General features: G+C 61.1%; 24 protein-coding genes and 1 pseudogene. 14 read left to right on the top strand and 11 right to left on the bottom strand.

The genetic code is table 11. The annotated features are described in order from the left end of the window. Positions 1 to 28: 28 nt before the first annotated feature. Entirely contained in the window at positions 29 to 2,614 is a 2,586-nt protein-coding gene (locus tag EBBID32_RS05405) for a cation-translocating P-type ATPase (RefSeq protein ID WP_006952126.1), read from the top strand. 136 nt (positions 2,615 to 2,750) lie between these two features. Here EBBID32_RS05405 and EBBID32_RS25240 read toward each other — a convergent pair whose 3' ends face one another. Together EBBID32_RS25240 and gdhA are read right to left on the bottom strand one after the other, a co-directional pair. Beyond that, positions 2,751 to 3,107 (bottom strand): DUF5655 domain-containing protein, encoded by a 357-nt coding sequence (locus EBBID32_RS25240; protein WP_369384539.1) that lies wholly within the window; start codon positions 3,105 to 3,107, stop codon positions 2,751 to 2,753. A gap of 156 nt (positions 3,108 to 3,263) precedes the next feature. Next, on the bottom strand, positions 3,264 to 4,613 hold the full coding sequence (gdhA, locus tag EBBID32_RS05400; protein WP_006952125.1) for an NADP-specific glutamate dehydrogenase: 1,350 nt from the start codon (positions 4,611 to 4,613) through the stop codon (positions 3,264 to 3,266). A 233-nt stretch (positions 4,614 to 4,846) separates the two neighbouring features. On the opposite strand from gdhA, the gene EBBID32_RS05395 reads away from it, so the two are divergent. From EBBID32_RS05395 to rnk, 3 genes are all read left to right on the top strand, one after another. Beyond that, on the top strand, positions 4,847 to 6,331 hold the full coding sequence (locus EBBID32_RS05395) for an FMN-binding glutamate synthase family protein (RefSeq protein ID WP_006952124.1): 1,485 nt from the start codon (positions 4,847 to 4,849) through the stop codon (positions 6,329 to 6,331). A 201-nt stretch (positions 6,332 to 6,532) separates the two neighbouring features. Continuing rightward, positions 6,533 to 7,537: a rod shape-determining protein gene (locus EBBID32_RS05390; RefSeq protein ID WP_006952123.1), complete on the top strand. Its 1,005-nt coding sequence runs from the start codon at positions 6,533 to 6,535 to the stop codon at positions 7,535 to 7,537. 234 nt (positions 7,538 to 7,771) lie between these two features. Continuing rightward, on the top strand, positions 7,772 to 8,176 hold the full coding sequence (gene rnk, locus EBBID32_RS05385; RefSeq protein WP_006952122.1) for a nucleoside diphosphate kinase regulator: 405 nt from the start codon (positions 7,772 to 7,774) through the stop codon (positions 8,174 to 8,176). 108 nt (positions 8,177 to 8,284) lie between these two features. Here rnk and EBBID32_RS05380 read toward each other — a convergent pair whose 3' ends face one another. From EBBID32_RS05380 to EBBID32_RS05370, 3 genes are read right to left on the bottom strand one after another with little or no spacing between them, the layout of a single operon-like run. After that, on the bottom strand, positions 8,285 to 8,551 hold the full coding sequence (locus EBBID32_RS05380; RefSeq protein WP_006952121.1) for a GlsB/YeaQ/YmgE family stress response membrane protein: 267 nt from the start codon (positions 8,549 to 8,551) through the stop codon (positions 8,285 to 8,287). A gap of 13 nt (positions 8,552 to 8,564) precedes the next feature. Beyond that, the gene (gene aqpZ, locus EBBID32_RS05375; protein WP_006952120.1) at positions 8,565 to 9,320 is read right to left on the bottom strand and encodes an aquaporin Z; all 756 of its coding nucleotides are present in this window, start codon (positions 9,318 to 9,320) and stop codon (positions 8,565 to 8,567) included. A gap of 58 nt (positions 9,321 to 9,378) precedes the next feature. Continuing rightward, entirely contained in the window at positions 9,379 to 9,966 is a 588-nt protein-coding gene (locus EBBID32_RS05370; RefSeq protein WP_196805593.1) for a DUF937 domain-containing protein, read from the bottom strand. 149 nt (positions 9,967 to 10,115) lie between these two features. On the opposite strand from EBBID32_RS05370, the gene EBBID32_RS05365 reads away from it, so the two are divergent. Together EBBID32_RS05365 and EBBID32_RS05360 are read left to right on the top strand one after the other, a co-directional pair. Then, the gene (locus EBBID32_RS05365; RefSeq protein ID WP_006952118.1) at positions 10,116 to 10,508 is read left to right on the top strand and encodes a DUF3597 domain-containing protein; all 393 of its coding nucleotides are present in this window, start codon (positions 10,116 to 10,118) and stop codon (positions 10,506 to 10,508) included. 48 nt (positions 10,509 to 10,556) lie between these two features. Further along, complete coding sequence (locus tag EBBID32_RS05360) at positions 10,557 to 10,757, top strand: dodecin family protein (protein WP_006952117.1); 201 nt, start codon at positions 10,557 to 10,559, stop codon at positions 10,755 to 10,757. A gap of 134 nt (positions 10,758 to 10,891) precedes the next feature. Here EBBID32_RS05360 and EBBID32_RS05355 read toward each other — a convergent pair whose 3' ends face one another. The 3 genes from EBBID32_RS05355 to sciP all read right to left on the bottom strand — a co-directional run bounded on the left by EBBID32_RS05355 (position 10,892) and on the right by sciP (position 12,026). After that, complete coding sequence (locus tag EBBID32_RS05355; protein ID WP_006952116.1) at positions 10,892 to 11,197, bottom strand: hypothetical protein; 306 nt, start codon at positions 11,195 to 11,197, stop codon at positions 10,892 to 10,894. A 43-nt stretch (positions 11,198 to 11,240) separates the two neighbouring features. After that, positions 11,241 to 11,648 (bottom strand): DUF4332 domain-containing protein, encoded by a 408-nt coding sequence (locus EBBID32_RS05350; protein ID WP_006952115.1) that lies wholly within the window; start codon positions 11,646 to 11,648, stop codon positions 11,241 to 11,243. 78 nt (positions 11,649 to 11,726) lie between these two features. Further along, the gene (gene sciP, locus EBBID32_RS05345; RefSeq protein ID WP_006952114.1) at positions 11,727 to 12,026 is read right to left on the bottom strand and encodes a CtrA inhibitor SciP; all 300 of its coding nucleotides are present in this window, start codon (positions 12,024 to 12,026) and stop codon (positions 11,727 to 11,729) included. 397 nt (positions 12,027 to 12,423) lie between these two features. On the opposite strand from sciP, the gene EBBID32_RS05340 reads away from it, so the two are divergent. After that, positions 12,424 to 12,762, top strand: coding sequence for a hypothetical protein (locus EBBID32_RS05340; RefSeq protein ID WP_037488959.1), 339 nt, complete (start codon positions 12,424 to 12,426; stop codon positions 12,760 to 12,762). A 230-nt stretch (positions 12,763 to 12,992) separates the two neighbouring features. Continuing rightward, positions 12,993 to 13,553, top strand: a complete 561-nt coding sequence (locus EBBID32_RS05335) for a DUF4126 domain-containing protein (RefSeq protein WP_006952112.1) — start codon at positions 12,993 to 12,995, stop codon at positions 13,551 to 13,553. Positions 13,554 to 13,729: 176 nt separating this feature from the next. Here EBBID32_RS05335 and EBBID32_RS05330 read toward each other — a convergent pair whose 3' ends face one another. Further along, positions 13,730 to 13,972, bottom strand: a complete 243-nt coding sequence (locus EBBID32_RS05330) for a YdcH family protein (RefSeq protein ID WP_006952110.1) — start codon at positions 13,970 to 13,972, stop codon at positions 13,730 to 13,732. Positions 13,973 to 14,231: 259 nt separating this feature from the next. On the opposite strand from EBBID32_RS05330, the gene EBBID32_RS05325 reads away from it, so the two are divergent. The 5 genes from EBBID32_RS05325 (at position 14,232) to EBBID32_RS05305 (ending at position 16,488) form a co-directional block, all read left to right on the top strand. Next, positions 14,232 to 14,558 (top strand): TraR/DksA family transcriptional regulator, encoded by a 327-nt coding sequence (locus EBBID32_RS05325; RefSeq protein ID WP_006952109.1) that lies wholly within the window; start codon positions 14,232 to 14,234, stop codon positions 14,556 to 14,558. A gap of 20 nt (positions 14,559 to 14,578) precedes the next feature. Next, positions 14,579 to 15,235 (top strand): DUF924 family protein, encoded by a 657-nt coding sequence (locus tag EBBID32_RS05320; RefSeq protein WP_037488956.1) that lies wholly within the window; start codon positions 14,579 to 14,581, stop codon positions 15,233 to 15,235. Between the two features lie 125 nt (positions 15,236 to 15,360). Beyond that, a complete protein-coding gene (locus tag EBBID32_RS05315; RefSeq protein WP_006952106.1) occupies positions 15,361 to 15,786 on the top strand; it encodes an OsmC family protein in 426 nt (141 codons plus the stop codon). Positions 15,787 to 15,819: 33 nt separating this feature from the next. Further along, positions 15,820 to 16,221, top strand: coding sequence for a DUF302 domain-containing protein (locus EBBID32_RS05310; protein WP_006952104.1), 402 nt, complete (start codon positions 15,820 to 15,822; stop codon positions 16,219 to 16,221). Positions 16,222 to 16,251: 30 nt separating this feature from the next. Further along, positions 16,252 to 16,488: a hypothetical protein gene (locus EBBID32_RS05305; RefSeq protein WP_006952103.1), complete on the top strand. Its 237-nt coding sequence runs from the start codon at positions 16,252 to 16,254 to the stop codon at positions 16,486 to 16,488. Between the two features lie 469 nt (positions 16,489 to 16,957). Here the strand turns inward: EBBID32_RS05305 and katG are convergent, their stop codons facing one another. Next, entirely contained in the window at positions 16,958 to 19,177 is a 2,220-nt protein-coding gene (katG, locus tag EBBID32_RS05300) for a catalase/peroxidase HPI (protein WP_006952102.1), read from the bottom strand. Positions 19,178 to 19,298: 121 nt separating this feature from the next. Between katG and EBBID32_RS24760 the strand changes: the two are divergent. After that, positions 19,299 to 19,564 (top strand): annotated as a pseudogene (locus EBBID32_RS24760) (sulfate adenylyltransferase subunit CysD); the annotation flags it as partial. Positions 19,565 to 19,810: 246 nt separating this feature from the next. On the opposite strand, the gene EBBID32_RS05295 reads toward EBBID32_RS24760, so the two are convergent. Continuing rightward, complete coding sequence (locus tag EBBID32_RS05295) at positions 19,811 to 20,656, bottom strand: MipA/OmpV family protein (RefSeq protein ID WP_051093274.1); 846 nt, start codon at positions 20,654 to 20,656, stop codon at positions 19,811 to 19,813. Between the last annotated feature and the right edge of the window lie 10 nt (positions 20,657 to 20,666).

Below are 20,666 nucleotides of genomic sequence, written 5' to 3'. Positions count from 1 at the left end.
TTCCGGTTGCAAGCAAGGCCCGAGAGTTATGACGAATCCTGAAATCTCGGGGCAACAGCCAAGCCAGGCTTCGCTCTCCGGATTGAGCGACGCCGAGGCCGCCGAGCGCCTGAGGACGGAAGGTTACAATGAACTGCCGCGTACCGGGCAGCGCACATTTGCGCGCATTATCCTTGATGTCCTGCGCGAACCCATGCTGGCGATGCTGATCGGGGCGGGCCTCATATACATGGCCCTGGGCGACCTTCAGGAAGCCCTGATCCTGGTTGCGTTCGCCGGGCTTTCGATCCTCATCACTGTCGTCCAGGAAACCCGCACCGAACGGGCGCTCGAAGCTCTGCGCGATCTGACCAGTCCGCGGGCTCTCGTCATCCGCGATGGGGCAAGGAAGCGCATCGCCGGGCGGGAGGTGGCGCGTGGCGATCTCGTGGTGCTGGCCGAAGGCGATCGGGTGCCCGCCGACGGATGGATCACGCAAAATGACGGGCTTCATCTCGACGAATCGCTGCTGACCGGGGAATCCGTTGCCGTCCGCAAGACCGCCTGCGGGGCTGATGCGCCAACGGCCATGGCGCGTCCGGGTGGAGACGACCTGCCGTTCGTCTATTCGGGATCGCTGGTCGTGCGCGGGACGGGGCTTTGCGCCGTCACCGCAACAGGTCTTGCCAGCGAGATCGGTCGCATCGGCCGTGTTCTCTCCACGCTTGAAACCGAAGCGCCCCGCCTCAGGCAGCAGACGCGCCGGTTGGTGTTGTGGTTTGCGGCGACGGGCGCTGCGGCCAGCGTGCTCGTTGTCCTTCTTTACGGACTGTTTCGCGGGAGCTGGCTGGAGGCCGCACTGGCCGGGATAGCGCTCGGCATGTCGATGCTGCCCGAGGAATTCCCGGTGGTGCTCACCATCTTCATGGCGATGGGCGCCATGCGCATGTCTCGCAACCGGGTGCTGACCCGCCGGGCGGCAGCGATCGAGACACTGGGTGCTGCCACGACCCTTTGCACCGACAAGACCGGCACGCTGACGCAGAACCGGATGCGGATAGCCGAACTGCGTCTCCCTGACGGCCGCATCCTGCTGCATGACGATCAGCAGAAACTCCTGCTGGAGGACGAATTCCACCTTCTCGCCGAGTTCGGCATTCTGGCCAGCGCCCAGCAGCCGCTGGACCCCATGGAAGTGGCCTTCCACGAACTCGGTGATGAACACGCGCCGGAAACCGTGAGGGTGCGCCAGAACGCTGGCTGGACACTGGACCATCACTATCCGCTCGACCCCGCCCTGCTGGCGATGTCGCATGTGTGGGGCAACCCGGATACGGCCGAGGAACGGATCATCGCCACGAAAGGCGCGCCTGAAGCGGTCGCCGAACTTTGCGGTATGACCGGAAACGAGAAGGCGAGGCTGAAGGACACCATCGATGCCATGGCCAGCAAGGGATTGCGGGTGCTGGGCGTTGCCGATGCGCGCTGGTCCGGCGCTGAACTGCCGAAATCACAGCGAGCCTTCAGCTTCACTTTCCGTGGCCTGGTCGGCCTTGCCGATCCCCTGCGCGCTTCGGTCCCCGATGCCGTGCGCCACTGCCGCGAGGCCGGCATCCGCATCATCATGATCACCGGCGATTACCCGCAGACTGCCCGCGCCATCGCGCGGCAGGCAGGGATAGATGCCGACAATGTGCTGACGGGCGAAGACCTGGCGGCCATGTCTGAAGACGACCTCAGGCAGCGCATCGGCTCGGTCAACGTCTGTGCGCGCATCATGCCGGAACAGAAACTACGTCTCGTCGAGGCGTTGAAGGCATCGGGAGAAATCGTCGCCATGACGGGCGACGGCGTAAACGATGCGCCTTCGCTCAAGGCGGCACATATCGGCATCGCCATGGGCGGACGCGGCACCGATGTTGCCCGCGAGGCGTCGGCCATCGTGCTGCTCGATGATGACTTCGGCTCGATCGTCAAGGCCATCCGTATGGGACGGCGAATCTATGACAATCTGCGCAAGGCAATGGGCTTCATCGTTGCGGTGCACATTCCGATCGCTGGCCTCGCGCTGCTGCCGCTGCTGACCGGCATGCCCTTGTTGCTGGGCCCCATCCACATCGCCTTCCTGGAGATGATCATCGATCCTGTCTGTTCGCTCGCCTTCGAGGCCGAGGAGGACGAGCGCAACGTCATGGCCAGGCCGCCACGCAGACCGGATACATCATTGTTTTCGCGCTGGCTGGTGGGTTGGTCGGTTATCCAGGGTAGCCTGGCATTTGGCGTGACAGGGGGGCTCACATTCTATTTTTGGAGTTTGGGCATGGGCGAGGAACAGCTCCGTTCCACCGCCTTTCTCACGCTCGTTCTCGGTATCACCAGCCTGATCCTGATCAACCGCCGCTTCAGCTCTTCGATCATGGCGGCGCTTCGCAGGTTTAATCCGGCGCTCAGCGTAGTGCTTGGGTTAGTGGCCGCGATCTTGCTGGCAACACAGTTTATTCCTCCGATTGCCGACTTGTTCAATTTTGCGCGCGTCGCTCCTGAGGAAATAGGGATCATTGCGCTCGCCAGCATTGTCATGCTGTTCGTCCTCGAACGGCTGAAGCCGCTGTGGGGTAGCCGATTGCTGGAATAGGTTGGGTTTTGACCCCGGTCATGGCAAAACCGGACTTAGCAGGTCACCCTACAAAATGTTACGATCAGATCCGACCCCGCTTCGGCTCAGTCCGCCATATGCATCACCGCAACTGTCATCTTCTGGCTCTGATCAGTCACGTAGCAGATGTCCATGCCTCCCGCAGCCACTCCCGAACCTGGTGGTCGACTTCTGTTGCGCCATTGATCTCCAGGTGATGAGTGAAGCGACCTGGCTCGGGCTCGACTATTTCCTTCCAGCGCAGAGATCGGTCTCTTCGCTGTAGGAAAATGCTCAAAACCAGCGGTGGATGGCTTCCGCTGAGATATTGGTTCGGCCGCCAAACAGCGGCAAATGGGTACTTCCGATAAAACCCGATCTGACTTTTCGATACGCGCCGTTCCGCTTCGCCAACTGCTCTCACCGCAGAGTCGATTGCGGAGAATATCGAGCGGGCGCGCGCGTCCGACCCAAGATAGTCGCTCTCATTCAAGCAAAAAGACCCTGCAACCCCTTCCTCTCAATTCGTGGCAGAGCGGGGATTTCTCCAGTAGGTTGCTAACACATATTGCTAGCGACCATCGCCCCCTGAATGCTGCAACACCGGCGAGCTCAGCTGCAACCCCATCATCAATGAGTCATCCTGAACCTAGATGACGCCAAAGGCTGTCATGGCAGCTGCTACACGCTCAAACCCTGCGATATTTGCACCCAGAACATAGTCGCCAGGGGCGCCGTATTCCTCGGCGGTCTCGGCACAGGTATCATGAATGTTGCGCATGATGGCGGCGAGGCGTTCCTCGGTTTTCTCGAAGCTCCAGCTATCGCGCGAGGCATTCTGCTGCATTTCCAGGGCTGAAGTCGCAACTCCGCCGGCATTGGCCGCCTTGCCCGGCCCAAACAGCACTCCCGCGCCCTGGAAGACGCGGACGGCATCGGGCGTACAGGGCATGTTCGCCCCTTCGCCCACAGCCACCACCCCGTTGTTGACCAATGCGCGCGCATCCTTGCCGGTCAACTCGTTCTGCGTGGCCGATGGCATGGCAACATCGCACGGAACATCCCAGATCGAACCGCCCTCAATGTAATGGGTGCCGTTGCCTTTGCTGCGCGCATACTGCGAGATCCGTTCGCGGCGAATCTCCTTGATCTCTTTGACCAGATCGAGATCGATGCCATTTTCATCGACAATGTACCCATTGGAGTCCGAGCAGGCGATGACAATGCCGCCGAACTGCCGGATCTTTTCAATCGTGTAGATCGCCACGTTGCCGGATCCGGACACCACGCATTTGCGGCCTTCGAAATCCATGCCCTTAGTGGCGAGCATGCTCGAGACGAAATAGGTTGCCCCGAACCCGGTGGCTTCGGTCCGCGCCCGTGAGCCGCCGTAGACCAGCCCCTTGCCGGTCAGCACCCCGGCTTCGTACCGATTGGTCAAGCGCTTGAACTGGCCAAAGAGGTAACCGATCTCGCGCCCGCCAACGCCTATGTCGCCAGCAGGCACATCGGTGTATTCGCCCAGATGTCGTTGCAATTCAGTCATGAATGACTGGCAAAAACGCATGACCTCGCCATCGGAGCGTCCACGAGGATTAAAATCCGAGCCGCCCTTGCCACCACCAATCGGCAGTCCTGTAAGCGCATTCTTGAAGATCTGCTCGAACCCAAGGAACTTGATGATCCCGAGGTTGACCGAAGGGTGGAACCGCAGGCCACCCTTGTAGGGGCCGAGCGCGGAGTTGAATTGGACGCGAAAGCCACGATTGATCTGCACCTGGCCCTGATCGTCAACCCATGGCACGCGGAAAATGATCTGACGTTCAGGCTCGCACAGACGCTCTATCAGGGCATGATCGGCATAATAGGGCTTCTTGGCGATCACGCGCCCGAGACTTTCCAGCACCTCGATGACGGCTTGGTGAAACTCGGTTTCGCCGGCATTGCGGCGCAGCACCTCAGCGAGCATGGGTTCAAGCTTTTCATCAATCTTGGTCATTGAAATTTCCTGGGTCCGACGCTGGGGTGGGCTACTGCTTGCGTGCATAAGCGAGAGTGACCGACTTTTCGATAGACGTGCTACCGTGCTGGCAATTGTGGTCGTGCTGACGGAGCTTTGCATTGTTCTTAAAACGTTTCTCGGTCTTTGGCTGCGCCCTTCTTGCGGCTGTTGTCTCTGGTGCTTTTCTCCCTGCGGCTTGGGCCGTCTCCGTTTTCGCAATTTCGGGGGTCTTGGCGCTGATCGGCCTGTTTGACCTCGCGCAGCCGGTCCATTCGATCCGGCGCAATTACCCGATCATTGGTCGGATGCGCTGGTTTTTCGAGGATATTCGTCCGGAGATACGCCAGTATCTGATCGAGGATGACTATGAGCAGCTGCCGTTTTCCCGGAGCCAGCGGTCATTGGTCTACGCGCGGTCAAAGAACGAAAGCAGCGAGCGCGCGTTTGGCACCCAACTCGATGTTTATGAAAGCGGCTATGAATTTATCGGGCATTCGAACCGCCCGGTGCCCCCCGGTGATCCCGCTACGTTCCGGGTCGACATTGGTGGCGGCGATTGCAGGCAACCCTACCGAGCATCAATCCTGAACATCTCGGCGATGAGCTTCGGGGCGCTGAGTGCCAACGCCATCCTGGCCTTGAACCAAGGCGCAAAGCTGGGGGGCTTTGCCCATGACACCGGCGAGGGGAGTATCAGTCCGCACCACAGGCACCATGGCGGCGATCTGATCTGGGAAATCGGCAGCGGGTATTTCGGATGCAGGAGCGCCGATGGTGGTTTTGACCCACGAGCCTTTGAGGAGAAAGCCACGGATCCACAGGTCAGGATGATCGAGATCAAGCTCAGCCAGGGCGCCAAACCTGGCCACGGCGGAATTCTGCCGGCCAGCAAGATCACCGAAGAAATCGCCCAGACCCGCGGTGTGCCAATGGGCCAGGACTGCGTTTCTCCTGCCCGGCACAGTGCCTTTTCCACGCCGAACGAGTTGATGGCCTTCATCGCGGAGCTCAGGCAGCTTTCCGGCGGCAAGCCTGTCGGGTTCAAGCTGTGCATTGGCCAGCCGTGGGAATTCATGGGTATGGTCAAGGCCATGATGGACACAGGCATCCTGCCTGATTTCGTCGTGGTCGATGGTGCAGAGGGCGGGACAGGCGCGTCGCCTCTCGAGTTTTCAGATCATCTCGGCATGCCCATGCGGGAAGGCCTGCTCTTTGTGCACAACACCTTGGTCGGCACGGGCCTGCGCGACAGGATCAGGATCGGCGCTGCGGGAAAGATAGTCAGCGCCTTCGACATCGCTGCGACGCGAGCCCTGGGAGCCGACTGGGTGAATGCCGCGCGAGGGTTCATGTTCGCTCTGGGGTGCATTCAATCGCTGTCCTGTAATACCAACCGTTGTCCCGTCGGCGTCGCGACGCAGGATCCGCTGCTCCAGCGCGCCCTGGTGGTGCCCGAAAAGGCCGAACGCGTGTTTAATTTTCACAGGAATACGCTTCATGCGCTGGCGGAAATGCTGGCCGCCGCAGGCCTCGATCATCCCAGCCAGATCGGTCCGCATCACTTGGTGCGTCGGGTCAGTCAGACCGAGGTCCGCCTGTTTTCGCAACTTCATACCTTCCTGGCCGAAGGAGAATTGCTAAGCGGAAGCTGTCACTCCAGTTTCTACAAGAACGTGTGGGACATAGCTCGTGCCGACAGCTTCGAGTTGTTGTGACATCTTTTCCGGCGCGGCGTGAAGCCTGGATAATTGATAGTCCGGCCACTGGGTTCACGTATGTCAAATCAAGCTGGCCGAACGGCTTTGCAGTGGCCTGAAGGAGGCTGAAGGCAGGGGTAGGATTGGATCTCGGAGCCCGCAACAGGAGGTTGGAAGCTCTCGGGAGACTTCCCCTGGAGCAACTGCTATCGGGCCGAGATGAGAAGACTGTTTCCCGGCGCTGGCAAGGCCGATTTCGCGATTGATTTTGGCACGGCCAATACGCGGGTGGTGTCGGCTGATGGCGGTGTCCTGTTCGATGAACCGTCGCTCTGCTGCTTCGCGGGGCGCGTCGATGCCGGTGAACTGGTCACTGCCGGAGCTGCCGTTGGCCCCATGCAGGAGCGTGCATCCGGAGACCTGCGGATCGTGCGCCCTCTGCATCGCGGAGTGCTTTGCGATATCGCGGCGGCCCGCGACTATCTGGCCTATGCCGTGCGATCGAGTGTCGGCCAGCGCAGGCTCCGCTCCTTTCGCGCAATCATCGGAGTGCCAGCTGACGCTACCAACGCAGAGCGTGGCGCGCTGCTCACCGCGGCAAGCGATGCTGGTCTGGGAGCTGTCGAACTGTTGACGGAACCCTTGGCTGCCGCGTGGGGAGCAGGCCTTCATGTCGATCATCCCCGCGGCTCCATGATCGTGGAATGCGGTGCCGGTACGACGGAGGCGGCCGTCCTGTCACTGGGCGGAACCTGCGCGACCGCATCCCTACGCGGTGGAGGCGATGCGCTTGATCGCGCGATTGCCGATCATCTCCATTTTCAGCACAAGTTCCTTATCGGCATGAACACTGCTGAACACGCGAAACGCGACATCGTCAGGATGCTCCAGGATCAGGCAGCCCCTGCCGCCACGGTCCGGTTGAAGGGGCGCGACCTCGTGAACGGATTGCCCGCAGCCCTGGAACTGCCGATAGGTGATCTGCTCCCCGTGGTCGAAAAGCATATTGCCGGCATCACCAGGATGGTTGTGAACCTGCTGGGCCAGATATCGCCCGAACTGAGCCGCGATATCCACGATGACGGCATTGTCCTGACCGGCGGCAGTGCAGCCATCAATCTTGTCCGGCCGGCATTGGCCCAGGCCACCGGGCTGCATGTCGCCCTTGCTTCGAACAGCGCTTATTGCGTGGCAAGCGGCCTGCAAAAGGCGCTCCTGCACTGATCGGGGCGTGACACCTAGTTTGACTTGAAGATCGCTTGCGGCCATCATCGTGTCATGTTCCGGATTGCCACACGTCAGCGTCAGCGCTGCCATGCGAGTTCGCTTCTCGTGGGCCAATAGCCCCGGACAGCGAGAGCCACGTCCGGCGCAGTCCGGGGCAAAACCGACCATCACCTTTACATCGCGCTTTTCCAGCGCACCGCGCCTGCATAACCGGCGCTGACGGAGAACACCATGACCACCCATCGCAAGGCCCGGGCCCGGCCACCGATCCAGATTCGTGAAACCGACGCTGAACGGATCGGAAATCTTGCCATCGAGGCGGAGGAACGGCTGCCGCAGGTGGCCGAACTGCTCCTCGCCGAGATCAACCGCGCCAAGGTTGTGCAGGATTCCCGGCTGCCGGGGGATGTCGTCGCCATGCAATCGATCGTTAAGTTTGTTGACGAGGCGAGTGACGCCGAGCGCACGCTGCAACTTGTCTACCCTCAAGCTGCCGACATCGAAGCGGGACGCATTTCGATCCTGTCGCTGGTTGGGGCTGGATTGCTCGGCCTGAGACCGGGGCAGTCAATTTCATGGCCCGATCGTGCCGGAAAGCAGCGGGCCTTGCGGATCATGGAAGTAAATCAGGAATAAGGTAAGGGCGGCACATCGCCCACCCGCACAATCGCAGGCATTCGGGCTCAGCCGGAAAACGTGACGGATGTTCGGGTGAGGCGCACCCCACCCGAAAGTCCGCCTGGTTCAGCGGATATTCCTGCGCTGCACCATGTTGACGATCCCGAGCAGGATCACGGCGCCGACGAAGGCAATGATCAGCCCGGTCAGAGAAAATTCCTGCACACTGCCGCTGATGCCGAGCAGTGGTCCGGCAACCGCATTGCCGATCAGCGAGCCGATGCAGCCGACAACGATATTCCAGAAAATGCCCATCGAGGCATCACGGTTCATCACCTTGCTGGCGAGCCAGCCGGCGATGCCGCCCACGATCAGTGCAATGATCCAACCCATAGTCTCTTCCTCCTCAGTTGCGGATTTCCAGGTGCGTCACGCTGACGTCCACGAATTGATCGTTGCCGATGTTTTCCGGTGCTTCGCCAGGTGACAGCATGACCCGCCAGATCAAGGCGCCGATCGCCGCACCCACAAGAGGGGCGACCCAGAACAGCCACAATTGGCCCAGGGCCGCGGTGTCGGCGAAGATGGCCACGCCTGTGGACCGGGCCGGATTGACCGAGGTATTGGTGACGGGGATCGAGATCAGGTGGATCAGGGTCAGCGCCAAGCCGATCGCGATCGGCGCAAAGCCTGAAGGGGCCGCCTTTGATGTCGCCCCCAAAATGACGATCAGGAACCCTGCCGTCAGAACGATCTCGATCAGCAGGGCTGCCTGCATCGAGTAGCCGCCGGGGGACAGGTCGCCAAAGCCGTTCGATGCAAAACCGCCGGCGCTCCACCCGGTCTTGCCCGAGGCGGTGGCGTAGAGCACGACTGCGGCGGCAACCGCGCCTACCACCTGAGCAATCCAGTACGGGATCAGCTCCTTCCACGAGAACCGATTGGCCAGCGCCAGCCCGAGCGAAACCGCGGGATTGAAATGGCCGCCGGAAATCCCGCCGACTGCATAGGCCATTGTCAGGACCGTCAGGCCGAAGGCCAGCGAGACACCGGTGAACCCGATGCCGAGCTCCGGAAATCCGGCGGCCAGGACGGCCGAACCGCAGCCTCCGAATACCAGCCAGAATGTGCCGACGAATTCGGCTGCGAATTTGCGTATCATTGGCTCTCCCCCTTTCGCTTGTGTGGCGCCATGAGACCAGTAGGCTGCGCCGCCCGTGTCAGCGGCCGAGCCGTCCTGCCATGCCCAGAATGTCGTCGAGTGGATTGCCATCGCCGTCGAGGTCGATCAGCGACGCAAGACCACCAAGACCGCCGCTTTGCGCCGCTCCGCCTTGACCGCCGCCCATCACGCCGCCGAGTACCTGGCCCAGCATGCCCCCAAGGCCGCCGCCCTGTCCGGTGTCACTGGCCCCGCCGCCCGCTTTCTGGCTGGCCAGATACCCGGTGACGGCCATGGCCAGCAGCGGCAGCATCTTCTTGAGCAGCGCAGGATCGATGCCGGTCGATTGCGAGGCCTGGCCAGCAACAGTCCGGCTGACCTCCTTCGAGCCAAAGATCTGGCCCAGGATTTCATTGCCAGGTGCTGCGGGGGTCGGAGCACTGCCGGTCACTGCCTCCAGCAGGCCGCCGCCGCCGGCACCGCCCAGCATGTCGATCAGTCCGCCAAGACCGCCCGGCGCGGGCTGCGCCTGCTTCTTGAAGCCGCCGAGGATGGCGGGAAGCAGCGCCTCTGCTCCGGTACGAGCTGTTGCGGGGTCGACACCCAGTTCACGTGATATGGAATCAAGCGCCCCAGTCTGTTTCATGATGTCTGCAATATTCACAGCGGCCTCCTGTTCTTAAACGACGCCAGACGTGTCCGACAGACGTCATGATCATCGCCCATGACTTGCCAAAGCAACATGGCTCCCACACACTCGTTTCGGGATGATGTCAGAGAGTAAGGAGAAGCGCGATGAGTTTTTTCGGTAAGATCAAGGACGCCATTTTCGGCAAGAAGGCGGAGGCGGCTCCGGCTGCACCCGCACCCGCACAGACCACGGCGGCGGCTCCCGCGGCACCGACACCAGTCGCACCGCAGCCGGTTTCCGAAGTCGACGTGGAAGCCATCCTCAGTGGCCTTGCGGCAAAGTCCGACCAGAAACTCAACTGGCGAACCTCGATTGTCGACCTGATGAAGCTGCTCGGCATCGATTCCAGCCTCACCGAGCGCAAGGGCCTCGCCCAGGAACTCGGTTACACCGGCGCCCTCGACGGTAGCGCTGAAATGAACATCTGGCTGCACAAGCAGGTCATGCGGGAACTGGCGGCCAATGGCGGCAAGGTTCCGGCCGAACTTCTGGATTGATCGTCAGGCTGGGGGCGACCCATACGGGGGATTTTCAGGAGAAACACCATGGCTATCGCCAAAGTAATCGAAGTGATTTCCAGTTCGACGACGGGTTTTGAGGATGCGGTTTCCAGCGGCATCGCCAAGGCGGCAGAGACCATCGACAACATCGAAGGCGCCTGGGTCAAGGACACCAAGGTCACCGTCAACGATGGCAAAGTCAGTGAATGGCGGGTGATCCTGTCGATCACCTTCATCGTCAAATGACGCACCTTGGATACTGTCGCCGCTGACGACGGTTGGCGATGATGCACGATAAAGCCGAGGATCTGCCCTGCAGGCCCTCGGCTTTGTTCATATATTGCCGGCTTGTCTGCGTAGGGGCGAGGCGGAGTTCGCCTTCAACGATCGACGATCGCGCTCAGCCGATGGTGGAAGGGGCGGTGCGGCGTTTCCCCGCGCGTCAGGTCGTGAAAGGTGCCGCCGCCCAGGATCGGCAGGATCCCCTCGACTTTGAGCAGGTCTTCGAAGCTGTGTACGTCGACATGAACATGTAGCCTGCCATCGAAATCGAAGCTGATGATCGCGCCTTCGGGGCATGCGCCCTGCAGCATGGCAAGGATCTTGTTCAGTTCGTCCGTGATCAACGAGGACCGCTGGTCAGGCAGGCGTTCGACACTTTGCTTTTGAGCCGGATTCTCGCTCATGGCCTCTCCCGATTTCCTTGTGTCCGGATGCAATGCCCCTCGATCAATGGCTGATCGCGGGATCCATGGTCTTGGCCTGATCGACCCATTTCTGGACCTGCGATGCAGCAGGCACTGCCCGGGTGAGTTTATTCGCCTCGTTCACCTCTTTCATCTTCGCTGCCAGATTCTCGGCATTGCGGGTGGCCAGTTCCTTGACCGTGTCAACGCCGGCGGCCTCGAGCAGTTCGGAGTACTCTTCGCCCACGCCTGAAATCCGCATCAGGTCGGCCATGTTGGCCCACTTGAGCAGCCGGCTGGCAGAAAATCCGGTTTGCGTGGCAACGTCGTCGCGGCCTTTGCGGCTGCCGCAGGCGCTGAGCAAATCGTCCGTGGTCTTGATGCCCGCTGCCTGCAGGGGTTCGGCGTACTTCGCTCCAATGCCTTCGATTTCATCGATCTTGTACGCCATCATCCACTCCTTGCATTACGCCTTGTCTATTTTGCGACTGACAGCCTAACCAGACAGATCAGGCCATGCAAACGCCGGTCAATATTTCTGCTGGCGCTCATAAAGGTCACGGTAGTGTTGCAGCCTCGTGACCCGCAGCCCCTGCATACCAGACCGGTCGACGGCGCGCTGCCAGGCGGCAAACTCCTCGATGGTCAGGTCATAGCGCTCGCAGGCTTCGTCGACGGTGAGCAGCCCACCGTTGACGGCAGCAACGACTTCGGCCTTACGCCTCACGACCCAGCGTCGGGTGTCTCTTGGCGGCAGCGAAGCGAGGGTGAGCGGCTCACCGAGCGGTCCGATGACCGCGGCGGGACGGAATTTCTGATTTTCAATCATTACGCATGTCGATCGCCTAGCCGCAAGCGCTGGCGTCGCCTCCTCTGTCAGCAATGTGTGATCGTCGATAATGGCCGGGAGGAGGTTAACATTGCGTGAGAGAACGGGGCTTTGGGAACATCATGCGCCCGCTGTCCCGGATGCTGGAAGCCCGTGGGCTGTTGGGATGGCGCGAGGTGAACGGGGCCTGCTGACAATCCCGTGTTCCTCAGCGGGGCGAACAAGAGCGGCATAACCAAGGTCAACAACGGTGCCGCCATTCCATGGTGCAGGCTCTTGATGGCCGTCGTCGCACCACGAACCCTGGCGGAGTGGCTCGACGGTTCATCGACAGTTGACCTGCATCCCCGACGATCTACGCTGGAGGTCCCATAAGACAAAAGAACAGGAGAACGTCATGAAAGCACCAGCCACAACTGTGCTTGCCCTCAGCTTGATCTTGGCTGCCTGCAACTCCAAACCGGAAGAGCCTGCAGATGCTGTTACAGAGACGGCACAAACGACAGCCAACATGACCGCACCTGCCGCGCCCGCTGCGGCGATGAAGCCGGCTCCTGAAGGATTGCCCTCGCGCATCGCGCGTGAGGTCATCACGGCTAGCGGCCAGAAGTGCGACGGCATAGCGAAGGCGGAACGTCAGGCCAGCGATGGCACAATCGTCGCGAACTGCACCGGAGGTGAAACTTACCGGATTTATACCGAGGAAGGCAAAGGGCCTCTCGCATCAGCAATGTGATGCAGGGCTGCACGCGCTGGCTTGCCGCATACCAGTCCCCGCGCCGCCCGAGCGCGGAGACTGGACGATGGCTTTGAGATAATCGTCCTGCGGTGACGATGCTGAATCGCCCCATCACCTTGCGATTGCCATGGTATTTCTCTGCGAGGCCGTTCTGCAAACGGGCATGAACCTTAATCTAGCAATGGCGGGCTGATCCCTCTCTTCGAGCCCAAGCAGGGATGACCGGGATGAGTGCAGTAGAAATCATCAGCATTGCCGCAAGCATCAGCCTGCTTGCCGGTTGGCGGCTCTATCTCTGCATTTTCGCCGTGGGACTGGGCATGCGACTAGGGTGGATCGCCATGCCGGGGCACCTCCAGTCTCTCGATGCACTGGCCAGCTATTGGGTCCTCGGAATTGCCGGGGCCGGCGCAATCGTCGAATTCTTCGCGGACAAGATAAGCTGGCTCGATAGCGCCTGGGATATGGTCCACACGCTTGTTCGTCCCTTGGGCGGAGCCTTGCTTGCCCTCGCGATTGTCGATGCCGGAAATCCGGTCTGGCAGATCGTCATCCTGCTCCTTGGCGGAGGAGCCACCCTGCTTGCGCATGGAGCCAAGGTGGGGACCAGGGCGCTCGTCAATACGAGCCCCGAGCCGGTCAGCAATATCGTTGTTTCGAGCGGGGAGGATGTCGTGACAGGCGGCGCCTTGATCGCAACTTTGGCCAGCCCGATGGCGCGGGCCTCATTGCAATCGCGTTGCTGGCAAGCACGATTCTCATCCTGGTCTGGCTGCGCCGCTTGCTGAGAAGCGGATCTGGTCGGCCGGCGTCTTGAAGCGCCCATGGCCGTGAGCTGATTACCGCAGATTTTTCTGAAGCGAGACTTTCAGGCATCCCGGGACGCATGCCTAAAGCAAAAGGGAGTGGTTCGCCTCCTGCATCATGCCCGTGGCGGTGCGGGAGGAGAACTTTCAAACCAGGATCAGGCGTTTTCGGCCAGAGCCTGGGCAATCTGATCCTTGAGCGCGAGGCGCTGTTTGCGCAGTTCGGTTTCGCGATCCTGCGACACCGGCGCGATGTTGGTTTCCGCGCGATGGATCTCGTCGTTAACTGCGTCATAGTCCACCAGGAGCTTGGCGAACCGGGTGCTCGACACCTTCAGAGCGTGGATCTGGTCCATCTGATCAGGAAATTCATCGCCCAGAGTGTGGGGGGTATTCGACATTCAAATTCTCCAATCGCAATCACGGCCCGGTTTCAAATGCGGCAAGAAGAGTCCCTCGCGCCGCGCCGGTGCTGGCCGTTCCCTATCACTAGGGATGGTGAGCACAACTGTCGACTTCGCTTGCAGGCCGGAACAAATCCAGCAGTCTGGCACAGACAATGAATTCTTGCCTGCCAGCTTTGTGCCGAAGGACTTCTCGTTGTCAGACAGCGGGGGCACTTGCTACCAAAGGGCAGAAGACTTGAAAGGATTATTGTCCATGCCGAATGCCGATGCCGCCAGGGCGCGCCTAACGCAACAACTCGCCGAGCTCGAAGGCCGGCAGCAGCGCCTCGCTCAGGATCTTGCGGAGCCCTTGAACCCGGACTCGTCCGAGCAGGCGGTCGAGATGGAGGATGACGCCTCTCTCGAAGCGCAGGCCGCGCTGGTCGCCCGCGAAATCGCGTCGGTAAACCGGGCCTTGTTGCGCATCGAAAATAGCACCTACGGCGAATGCGTGCGCTGCGGCGATGCCATCGCTCCCAAGCGTCTTGAGGCGCGCCCGGAAGCAGCACTCTGCATTTCCTGCGCAAGCAGCGAGCAATGACCTCGTCCGATTGAAAGCGCATGACCGAAAGCCCTGCTCAGCCGTCGCACGACGTTCTGGACTTCTGGTTTCCGGAAGGGCGCAACGTTGATGTGGACGCAGAAACTCATCGCAAGCATTGGTTCTGGCGAATGCAGGGCGGTGCAGATGAGGCGATCGTCGCCCGGTTTTCAGAACTGACGGTGCGTGGAGCGCAGGGCGGGCTCGATCACTGGGCAAGCGATCCGGAGGGACGCCTCTCACTGATCATTCTGCTGGATCAGTTTTCACGGTCACTCTGGCGGGGCACGACGCGGGCATTCGCGCAGGATGCTGCCGCACTGAAACTGGCGCTGACGGGCTTGGCAACTGGCCACTATGAAGCTCTCGATACGCCGTGGTTCAAGATCGCCTTCACCCAGCCACTCGGTCACTGCGAAGGCCCCGACCACCTCGAGCGCATCGACCTCCTCATCCGCCTGCGCGGAGAAATTGCTTCCACCGCCCCGGAACACTTGCAGTCGATCTATCGATCCCTGATGAAACAGGCCGAAGACGTCCGCCAGGTCGTTGCAACATTTGGTCGTCACCCGCACCGCAATGAGATCCTTGGCAGGCAATCGATGCCTGCGGAACAGGAGTACCTTGGAAAGGGCGATTTCCCGCACCTGCGCGCATTTCAACCAGAACGCCTGTGACGGCAGGCCCGCACTGTTCTCGACCCCGGCAACCTTCACGCCAAGCAAGTGGCATTTTGTCAGACAGTTCGAGAAATGACCTGTTATGGTCCCAGCATGGGCCACAGCATGAGGGGGGACGTTCTTTGAGTACAGGCACGACAACAGCGCACATCGCCGAGACCGGTGAAAGTGCTTTTGCCGTCAGCATTGATGTGTCCGGCTATCACCTCATCGGCGACGAGCCGGTCGAACAGGGTGGCGGGGACCTGGGACCGGCGCCCTATGACCTGTTGCTGGCCGCACTGGGCGAATGCACGGCCATGACGGTGCGCTGGTATGCCCGTCAGCAGAGCTGGCCGCTCGAACGCGTGGAAGTCACCCTCACGCATGCCAAGGGCACGGTCGAGGGGAAGTCGATGAAATCGGATCATTTCACCAAGACGATCCGTGTCATTGGCGAGGATCTGTCCGATGAGCAGCGGGAAAAGCTGATCACGGTCGCGGCACGCTGCCCGGTACAGCGCACGCTGGAGGGCACGCCGGTGATCACTACGGTTGCGGCAAGCTGACGAAACCCGCACCCCGACAGGAGAAGGCAGGCGATGAGCTACTATATTTCAGCCAGGTTGAAGGTGCCCTTCGATGACGCCATCGCGCGCGCAGAGGCTGCACTGAAGACGGAAGGGTTCGGCGTAATCAGCCGGATCGATATCCAGCAGACCCTCAAGTCCAAGATCGACGTCGACTTCCGCCCCTATACGATCCTTGGGGCGTGCAACCCGACATTGGCGCACGAGGCGCTGCAACTGGAAGACAAGGTCGGCCTGATGCTGCCCTGCAATGTCATCGTGCAGCAGTCAGGTTCGGCCGAAGTTGAAGTCGCGGCGATTGACCCGGTGGCGTCCATGCAGGCCATCAGCAATCCTGAATTGGTAAAGGCGGCCGCGGTAGTCCGAGACAAGCTCGAGCGCGCGATCGACCGGCTGCGGCAATCCGAAATTTAGACCATCGAAAATCAGCAGAGGAGGAAGAAAATGAGCGCATTGGAAAACCTGAAGTCGGAACTCGCCGCGTTGCGCGATGAGGCCAAGGTGCAAGCCCATCTGGGCAGCATGGAAGCCCAGCAGGAATGGGAGGCGGCGGAAGCCAAATGGAACCATTTCGTGGCCGAATCGCGCCTTCACGACAGCGGGCAGAACATCAAGTCTGCCCTGGAGATTCTTGGCGACGAACTGCGTGCGTCCTACGAGCGGCTGAAGAAGGCGCTCTGAGTTTCAATTCAACGTATAGACAGATCCTTGCCAAGTCGGGCCTATGTGCACCGAGACGGCAGACGCGTCGGCGATCCGTTCGCGAACCAAGGAGGGTGCCTCAGGCGCTGGCGAGGCGGAATTTGCTAATTTTCAATTTATTGGCTGATCCTTTTCGGTTCTTTGTCGTGAGGATCAGTGCTGGGGCTTTCCCTAATTGTTTTCGACGATTGCGATCGATGCATCCTTTCTGCGCGAACGCCAATATTGACTGGCGCCCGCTCCAGCACGATAGGCGTAGACCATGCGAAAATTGCTCACTCTTGCCCAGCCGTGCTGACCATAGGCTTGTCGATATCGTCCAGTGCGGCGGATGCACCAACTACTTAAAATCATGTGGCCATTACAGGAATGAGCGGAAACCACTCTATTACATAAATTCATCCCCGGCTGGTGTCGGAGACGGAGCCTTGTGCCATTGTAGACCCGTTCAGGCGTGGATGCCCTTGGCCACGTCAAACCGGTCGGCGGTCATCACCTTGGTCCAGGCCCTGACGAAGTCGCGGACGAATTTCTCTTCGCAGCCGCGCTCGGCATAGACCTCGGCGACGGCTCGCAATTCTGAGTTGGAGCCGAAAACTAGGTCTGCCCGGGTGGCGCGCCAGCTCTCACCGCCGTTGCTGCGATCGGTGGCAACAAACTCTTCCTCGTCGCTGCCTTCGACCGACTTCCAGGCATGAGTCATGTCGAGCAGGTTGACGAAGAAGTCGGTGGTCAGTTGGCCAGGACGATGCGTGAAGCTGCCATGGCCGCGCTGGCCATGGTTGGTACCCAGCACGCGCAGGCCGCCGATCAGCACGGTCATTTCCGGTACCGACAGGCCCAGCAGCGCGGCGCGATCGAGCATCATTTCCTCGGTCTTCACACGCAGCTTCTTCGGCAGATAGTTGCGGAATGCATCGGCCTGCGGCTCGAGCACAGCGAAGCTTTCGGCATCGGTCTGCGCTTCGGTCGCGTCACCGCGGCCGCCGGTGAAGGGCACAGCCACGTTGAAGCCCGCCGCCTTGATCGCCTGCTCAAGGCCCACGACTCCGCCCAGCACGATGGTGTCAGCCATCGAGAAGGTGGTGCCAGCGCGCAGTTCCTCATACTTGGTGAGGACCTTGGCCAGTTCGGCCGGTTCGTTGACGTCCCAGTCACGCTGCGGGGCCAGCCGGATGCGCGCACCATTGGCGCCGCCGCGGTGGTCCGACTTGCGATAGGTGCTGGCCGAGGCCCAGGCGGTCTTGACCAACTGGCTGACGGTCAAGCCGCTGCCCGCGATCTTCGCCTTCATCGCCTGAACATCGGCGTCACTCGGCATGGTCCCGGCCGGGACCGGGTCCTGCCAGATCAGGTCTTCCGCCGGCACTTCGGGGCCAAGGTAACGCGCCTTGGGGCCCATGTCGCGGTGGCACAGCTTGAACCAGGCGCGGGCGAAGGCATCCTTGAACGCCTCGTGATCGTTGCGGAACTTTTCCGAGACCGCGCGGAATTCCGGATCCATCTTCAACGCCATGTCGGCCGTGGTCATCATGGTCGGAACCTTGACGCTGGGATCCCAGGCGGCCGGGGCCATGTCTTCTTCGCGCTGGTTGATCGGCTGCCACTGCTGCGCACCGGCCGGCGAGTGAACCAGCTCGTAATCGTAATCGAGCAGCAGGCGGAAGTAGTTCTCCGACCATTCGGTGGGGGTGTTGACCCACGAACCTTCGATGCCGCTGGTCACGGTGTGCTCGCCAATCCCGCCATGTTCGGCGCTGCTGGTCCAGCCGAAGCCGAGCAAGGCGATATCGCCGCCGGCCGGTGCCGCGCCGAGCAGCGACGGATCGCCATTGCCGTGGGCCTTGCCGAAGGTGTGGCCACCAGCGGTGAGCGCGACAGTTTCTTCGGGGTTCATCGCCATGCGCTCGAACGTCGCCTTCATGTCGCGCGCCGAGAGCAACGGATCGGGGTTACCGCCCGGCCCTTCGGGGTTGACGTAGATCAGGCCCATCTGGATCGCGGCGAGCGGCCCATCGAGTTCCTGCAGGCCGCGATCGGGATCGATGCGGGTCTGGACGCCTTCGTTGACCCACTTATCCTCGGCACCCCAGTAGATGTCCTTTTCGGGCTCGAACACGTCGGCGCGGCCGCCGCCGAAGCCGAACACCGGGCCGCCCATCGATTCTATCGCGACATTGCCGGCCAGGATGAACAGGTCAGCCCAGGAGATGTGCTTGCCGTACTTCTGCTTGACCGGCCACAGCAGGCGGCGGGCCTTGTCGAGGTTGCCGTTATCTGGCCAGGAATTGAGCGGGGCAAAGCGCTGCTGGCCGCTGTTGGCGCCGCCGCGCCCGTCGCCAGTGCGATAGGTGCCGGCAGCGTGCCAGGCCATGCGAATGAAGAACGGGCCGTAGTGGCCATAGTCAGCCGGCCACCAGGGCTGACTGTCGGTCATCAGCGCGGTCAGGTCAGCCTTGAGCGCATTGTAATCGAGCGCGTTGAAGGCTTCGGCATAGTCGAAGTCAGCGCCCATCGGGTCTGCCGCGCCATTGGGCGAGAGGATATCGACGGCCAGGGCATCGGGCCACCAGTCACGATTGGTGCGACCCAGCAGAGCGCGTACGCCGCCGTCCTGCTGCTGAAATGGGCAGCCATCGCCTACGGTCGATCCACTCTTGGCACCCATTATTTGTCTCCTGATCAACCGGGATTCGCCCCGCGAATTAAGCGAAGATGTCCCGGACTCCTAATTGGTTCAAGTGATAGAAATCGCATAGCGTGTGTCGGATACCTTGCTGGAAGAGCTGCCCACCATCGAGCGGGACGGCATGCTGCTGGTTGTAGATGACCAACGGATGCGGCTCACACTGGATGACGTCATCACGCAGCGGCACGTTCGGTTCCGCAAGTCGGCTGCTACTCGCTGACGGGTGCGGCCGAGAGCACGCCGCAGAACCTGACCCAGGTCATCCAGGAAATGCTGCTGGTGACGACCTCAGAGCGCCAAGGCCGCGCCGTCGACAATGATGAAGTCGCCTCGATGGAGAAGAAGAAGCAGGCCGGATATTTCTGAACGGAGTGTTCCAATAGAAGCCGCTTCGTCATACAAATGACGACCAATCGTCGATCGTGGGCGAGCTCTCAGGGCGCTACCTGTGGATCCTGTCGCGCGATCCACGGCCTCCCGAAGCCGTAGACGATGTTGCGCCACCGGGTAGAGGAACTGGGATATGACTGGTCAATCGTGCGTGAGACCCGGCACCAGTAGCGGCTCCCGGCCGGGGCGTTTCTTCAGGCGCCGCCGCGGCTCAACCAGGCTCTAGAAAGTGTATCCCAGCCCGATGGAGGCGAAGACCTGATTGGGTGAACCCGTGTCACGCACGATGGGGCTGACGGCAACGTCCCCCTGAAGGCGTTTGTAACTGGCGATACCGAACAAGGACCATCCGGTCCGTTTGCCGCTCAGCGAGTAGGTGGCAAGGACATTGCCGCCGATGCTGGCAAAGCCCCCGTCGGGATTGTAAGTGGAAAGGCCGCTGGCAGCCGATCCGGCGGTGTTGATCCCGAAGTAGTAGTCGGCATAGCCCTTGCCCACGAACTCGGTGTTGATCGCCATGCGCAGGAACATGCGCTTGCCTGCCAGCGTACTGTATTCGACTGAGGGGCTGATCACATGGCTGCCATGCGCGCCGGCAACATCCCACACCCCGGTAACGGCCAGCGCGAGCTTGTCCGTGCGGTTGATTACACCGCGCATGCCCACTGATCCGCGCGCGCCCAGTTCAATCGCGGTATCGAGTTCGCCGAGGGCGGCGATCCTGGAATCGCTGACGTCACCCGTTCGGTTGAAGCGAACGCCGGCCACCGGACCGAACTCGATGTCGATCTTCCTGCGCGGATCGTTCGGAACGGCATTGACGAAAAGCTGCAGGCCGTTGAGCTGAAAATCGTGGCCCTTAGCTGTCCCCCGTAACGTGCCACCTGGAATGAACTTGTAATCGCTGGCCCCGTCGTAGGATGTCGTCACACCAATGCCGATGCCGACAGTTACGGTGTCTCCTTGTGGCGGACGGCCAGCTCCCGGCGGCGGCCCGCCTTGGGCGTGCGCGGACGGCGCCGCTGCTGCGGCCCAAAGAACCAGAAGGGCGGGAAGGGCGCGCTGCATGCGTGGGCTC

Source organism: Sphingobium indicum BiD32 (genome assembly GCF_000382885.1).
GTDB lineage: Bacteria > Pseudomonadota > Alphaproteobacteria > Sphingomonadales > Sphingomonadaceae > Sphingobium > Sphingobium japonicum_C.
The sequence above is the reverse complement of the archived record's forward strand: the minus strand, read 5'-3'. Positions and strand labels throughout refer to the sequence as shown.

Bases quoted from the DNA above. Each gene is read 5' to 3' on its own strand.
- EBBID32_RS05295 (WP_051093274.1), bottom strand. From the start codon at position 20,656: ATGCAGCGCGCCCTTCCCGCCCTTCTGGTTCTTTGGGCCGCAGCAGCG.
- EBBID32_RS05390 (WP_006952123.1), top strand. From the start codon at position 6,533: ATGAGAAGACTGTTTCCCGGCGCTGGCAAGGCCGATTTCGCGATTGAT.
- EBBID32_RS05325 (WP_006952109.1), top strand. From the start codon at position 14,232: ATGCCGAATGCCGATGCCGCCAGGGCGCGCCTAACGCAACAACTCGCC.
- EBBID32_RS05350 (WP_006952115.1), bottom strand. From the start codon at position 11,648: ATGGCGTACAAGATCGATGAAATCGAAGGCATTGGAGCGAAGTACGCC.
- sciP (WP_006952114.1), bottom strand. From the start codon at position 12,026: ATGATTGAAAATCAGAAATTCCGTCCCGCCGCGGTCATCGGACCGCTC.
- EBBID32_RS05370 (WP_196805593.1), bottom strand. From the start codon at position 9,966: ATGAAACAGACTGGGGCGCTTGATTCCATATCACGTGAACTGGGTGTC.
- gdhA (WP_006952125.1), bottom strand. From the start codon at position 4,613: ATGACCAAGATTGATGAAAAGCTTGAACCCATGCTCGCTGAGGTGCTG.
- EBBID32_RS05360 (WP_006952117.1), top strand. From the start codon at position 10,557: ATGGCTATCGCCAAAGTAATCGAAGTGATTTCCAGTTCGACGACGGGT.
- EBBID32_RS05330 (WP_006952110.1), bottom strand. From the start codon at position 13,972: ATGTCGAATACCCCCCACACTCTGGGCGATGAATTTCCTGATCAGATG.
- rnk (WP_006952122.1), top strand. From the start codon at position 7,772: ATGACCACCCATCGCAAGGCCCGGGCCCGGCCACCGATCCAGATTCGT.
- aqpZ (WP_006952120.1), bottom strand. From the start codon at position 9,320: ATGATACGCAAATTCGCAGCCGAATTCGTCGGCACATTCTGGCTGGTA.
- EBBID32_RS05365 (WP_006952118.1), top strand. From the start codon at position 10,116: ATGAGTTTTTTCGGTAAGATCAAGGACGCCATTTTCGGCAAGAAGGCG.
- EBBID32_RS05335 (WP_006952112.1), top strand. From the start codon at position 12,993: ATGAGTGCAGTAGAAATCATCAGCATTGCCGCAAGCATCAGCCTGCTT.
- EBBID32_RS05310 (WP_006952104.1), top strand. From the start codon at position 15,820: ATGAGCTACTATATTTCAGCCAGGTTGAAGGTGCCCTTCGATGACGCC.
- EBBID32_RS05355 (WP_006952116.1), bottom strand. From the start codon at position 11,197: ATGAGCGAGAATCCGGCTCAAAAGCAAAGTGTCGAACGCCTGCCTGAC.
- EBBID32_RS05405 (WP_006952126.1), top strand. From the start codon at position 29: ATGACGAATCCTGAAATCTCGGGGCAACAGCCAAGCCAGGCTTCGCTC.
- EBBID32_RS05340 (WP_037488959.1), top strand. From the start codon at position 12,424: ATGAAAGCACCAGCCACAACTGTGCTTGCCCTCAGCTTGATCTTGGCT.
- EBBID32_RS05305 (WP_006952103.1), top strand. From the start codon at position 16,252: ATGAGCGCATTGGAAAACCTGAAGTCGGAACTCGCCGCGTTGCGCGAT.
- EBBID32_RS05320 (WP_037488956.1), top strand. From the start codon at position 14,579: ATGACCGAAAGCCCTGCTCAGCCGTCGCACGACGTTCTGGACTTCTGG.
- EBBID32_RS05380 (WP_006952121.1), bottom strand. From the start codon at position 8,551: ATGGGTTGGATCATTGCACTGATCGTGGGCGGCATCGCCGGCTGGCTC.
- katG (WP_006952102.1), bottom strand. From the start codon at position 19,177: ATGGGTGCCAAGAGTGGATCGACCGTAGGCGATGGCTGCCCATTTCAG.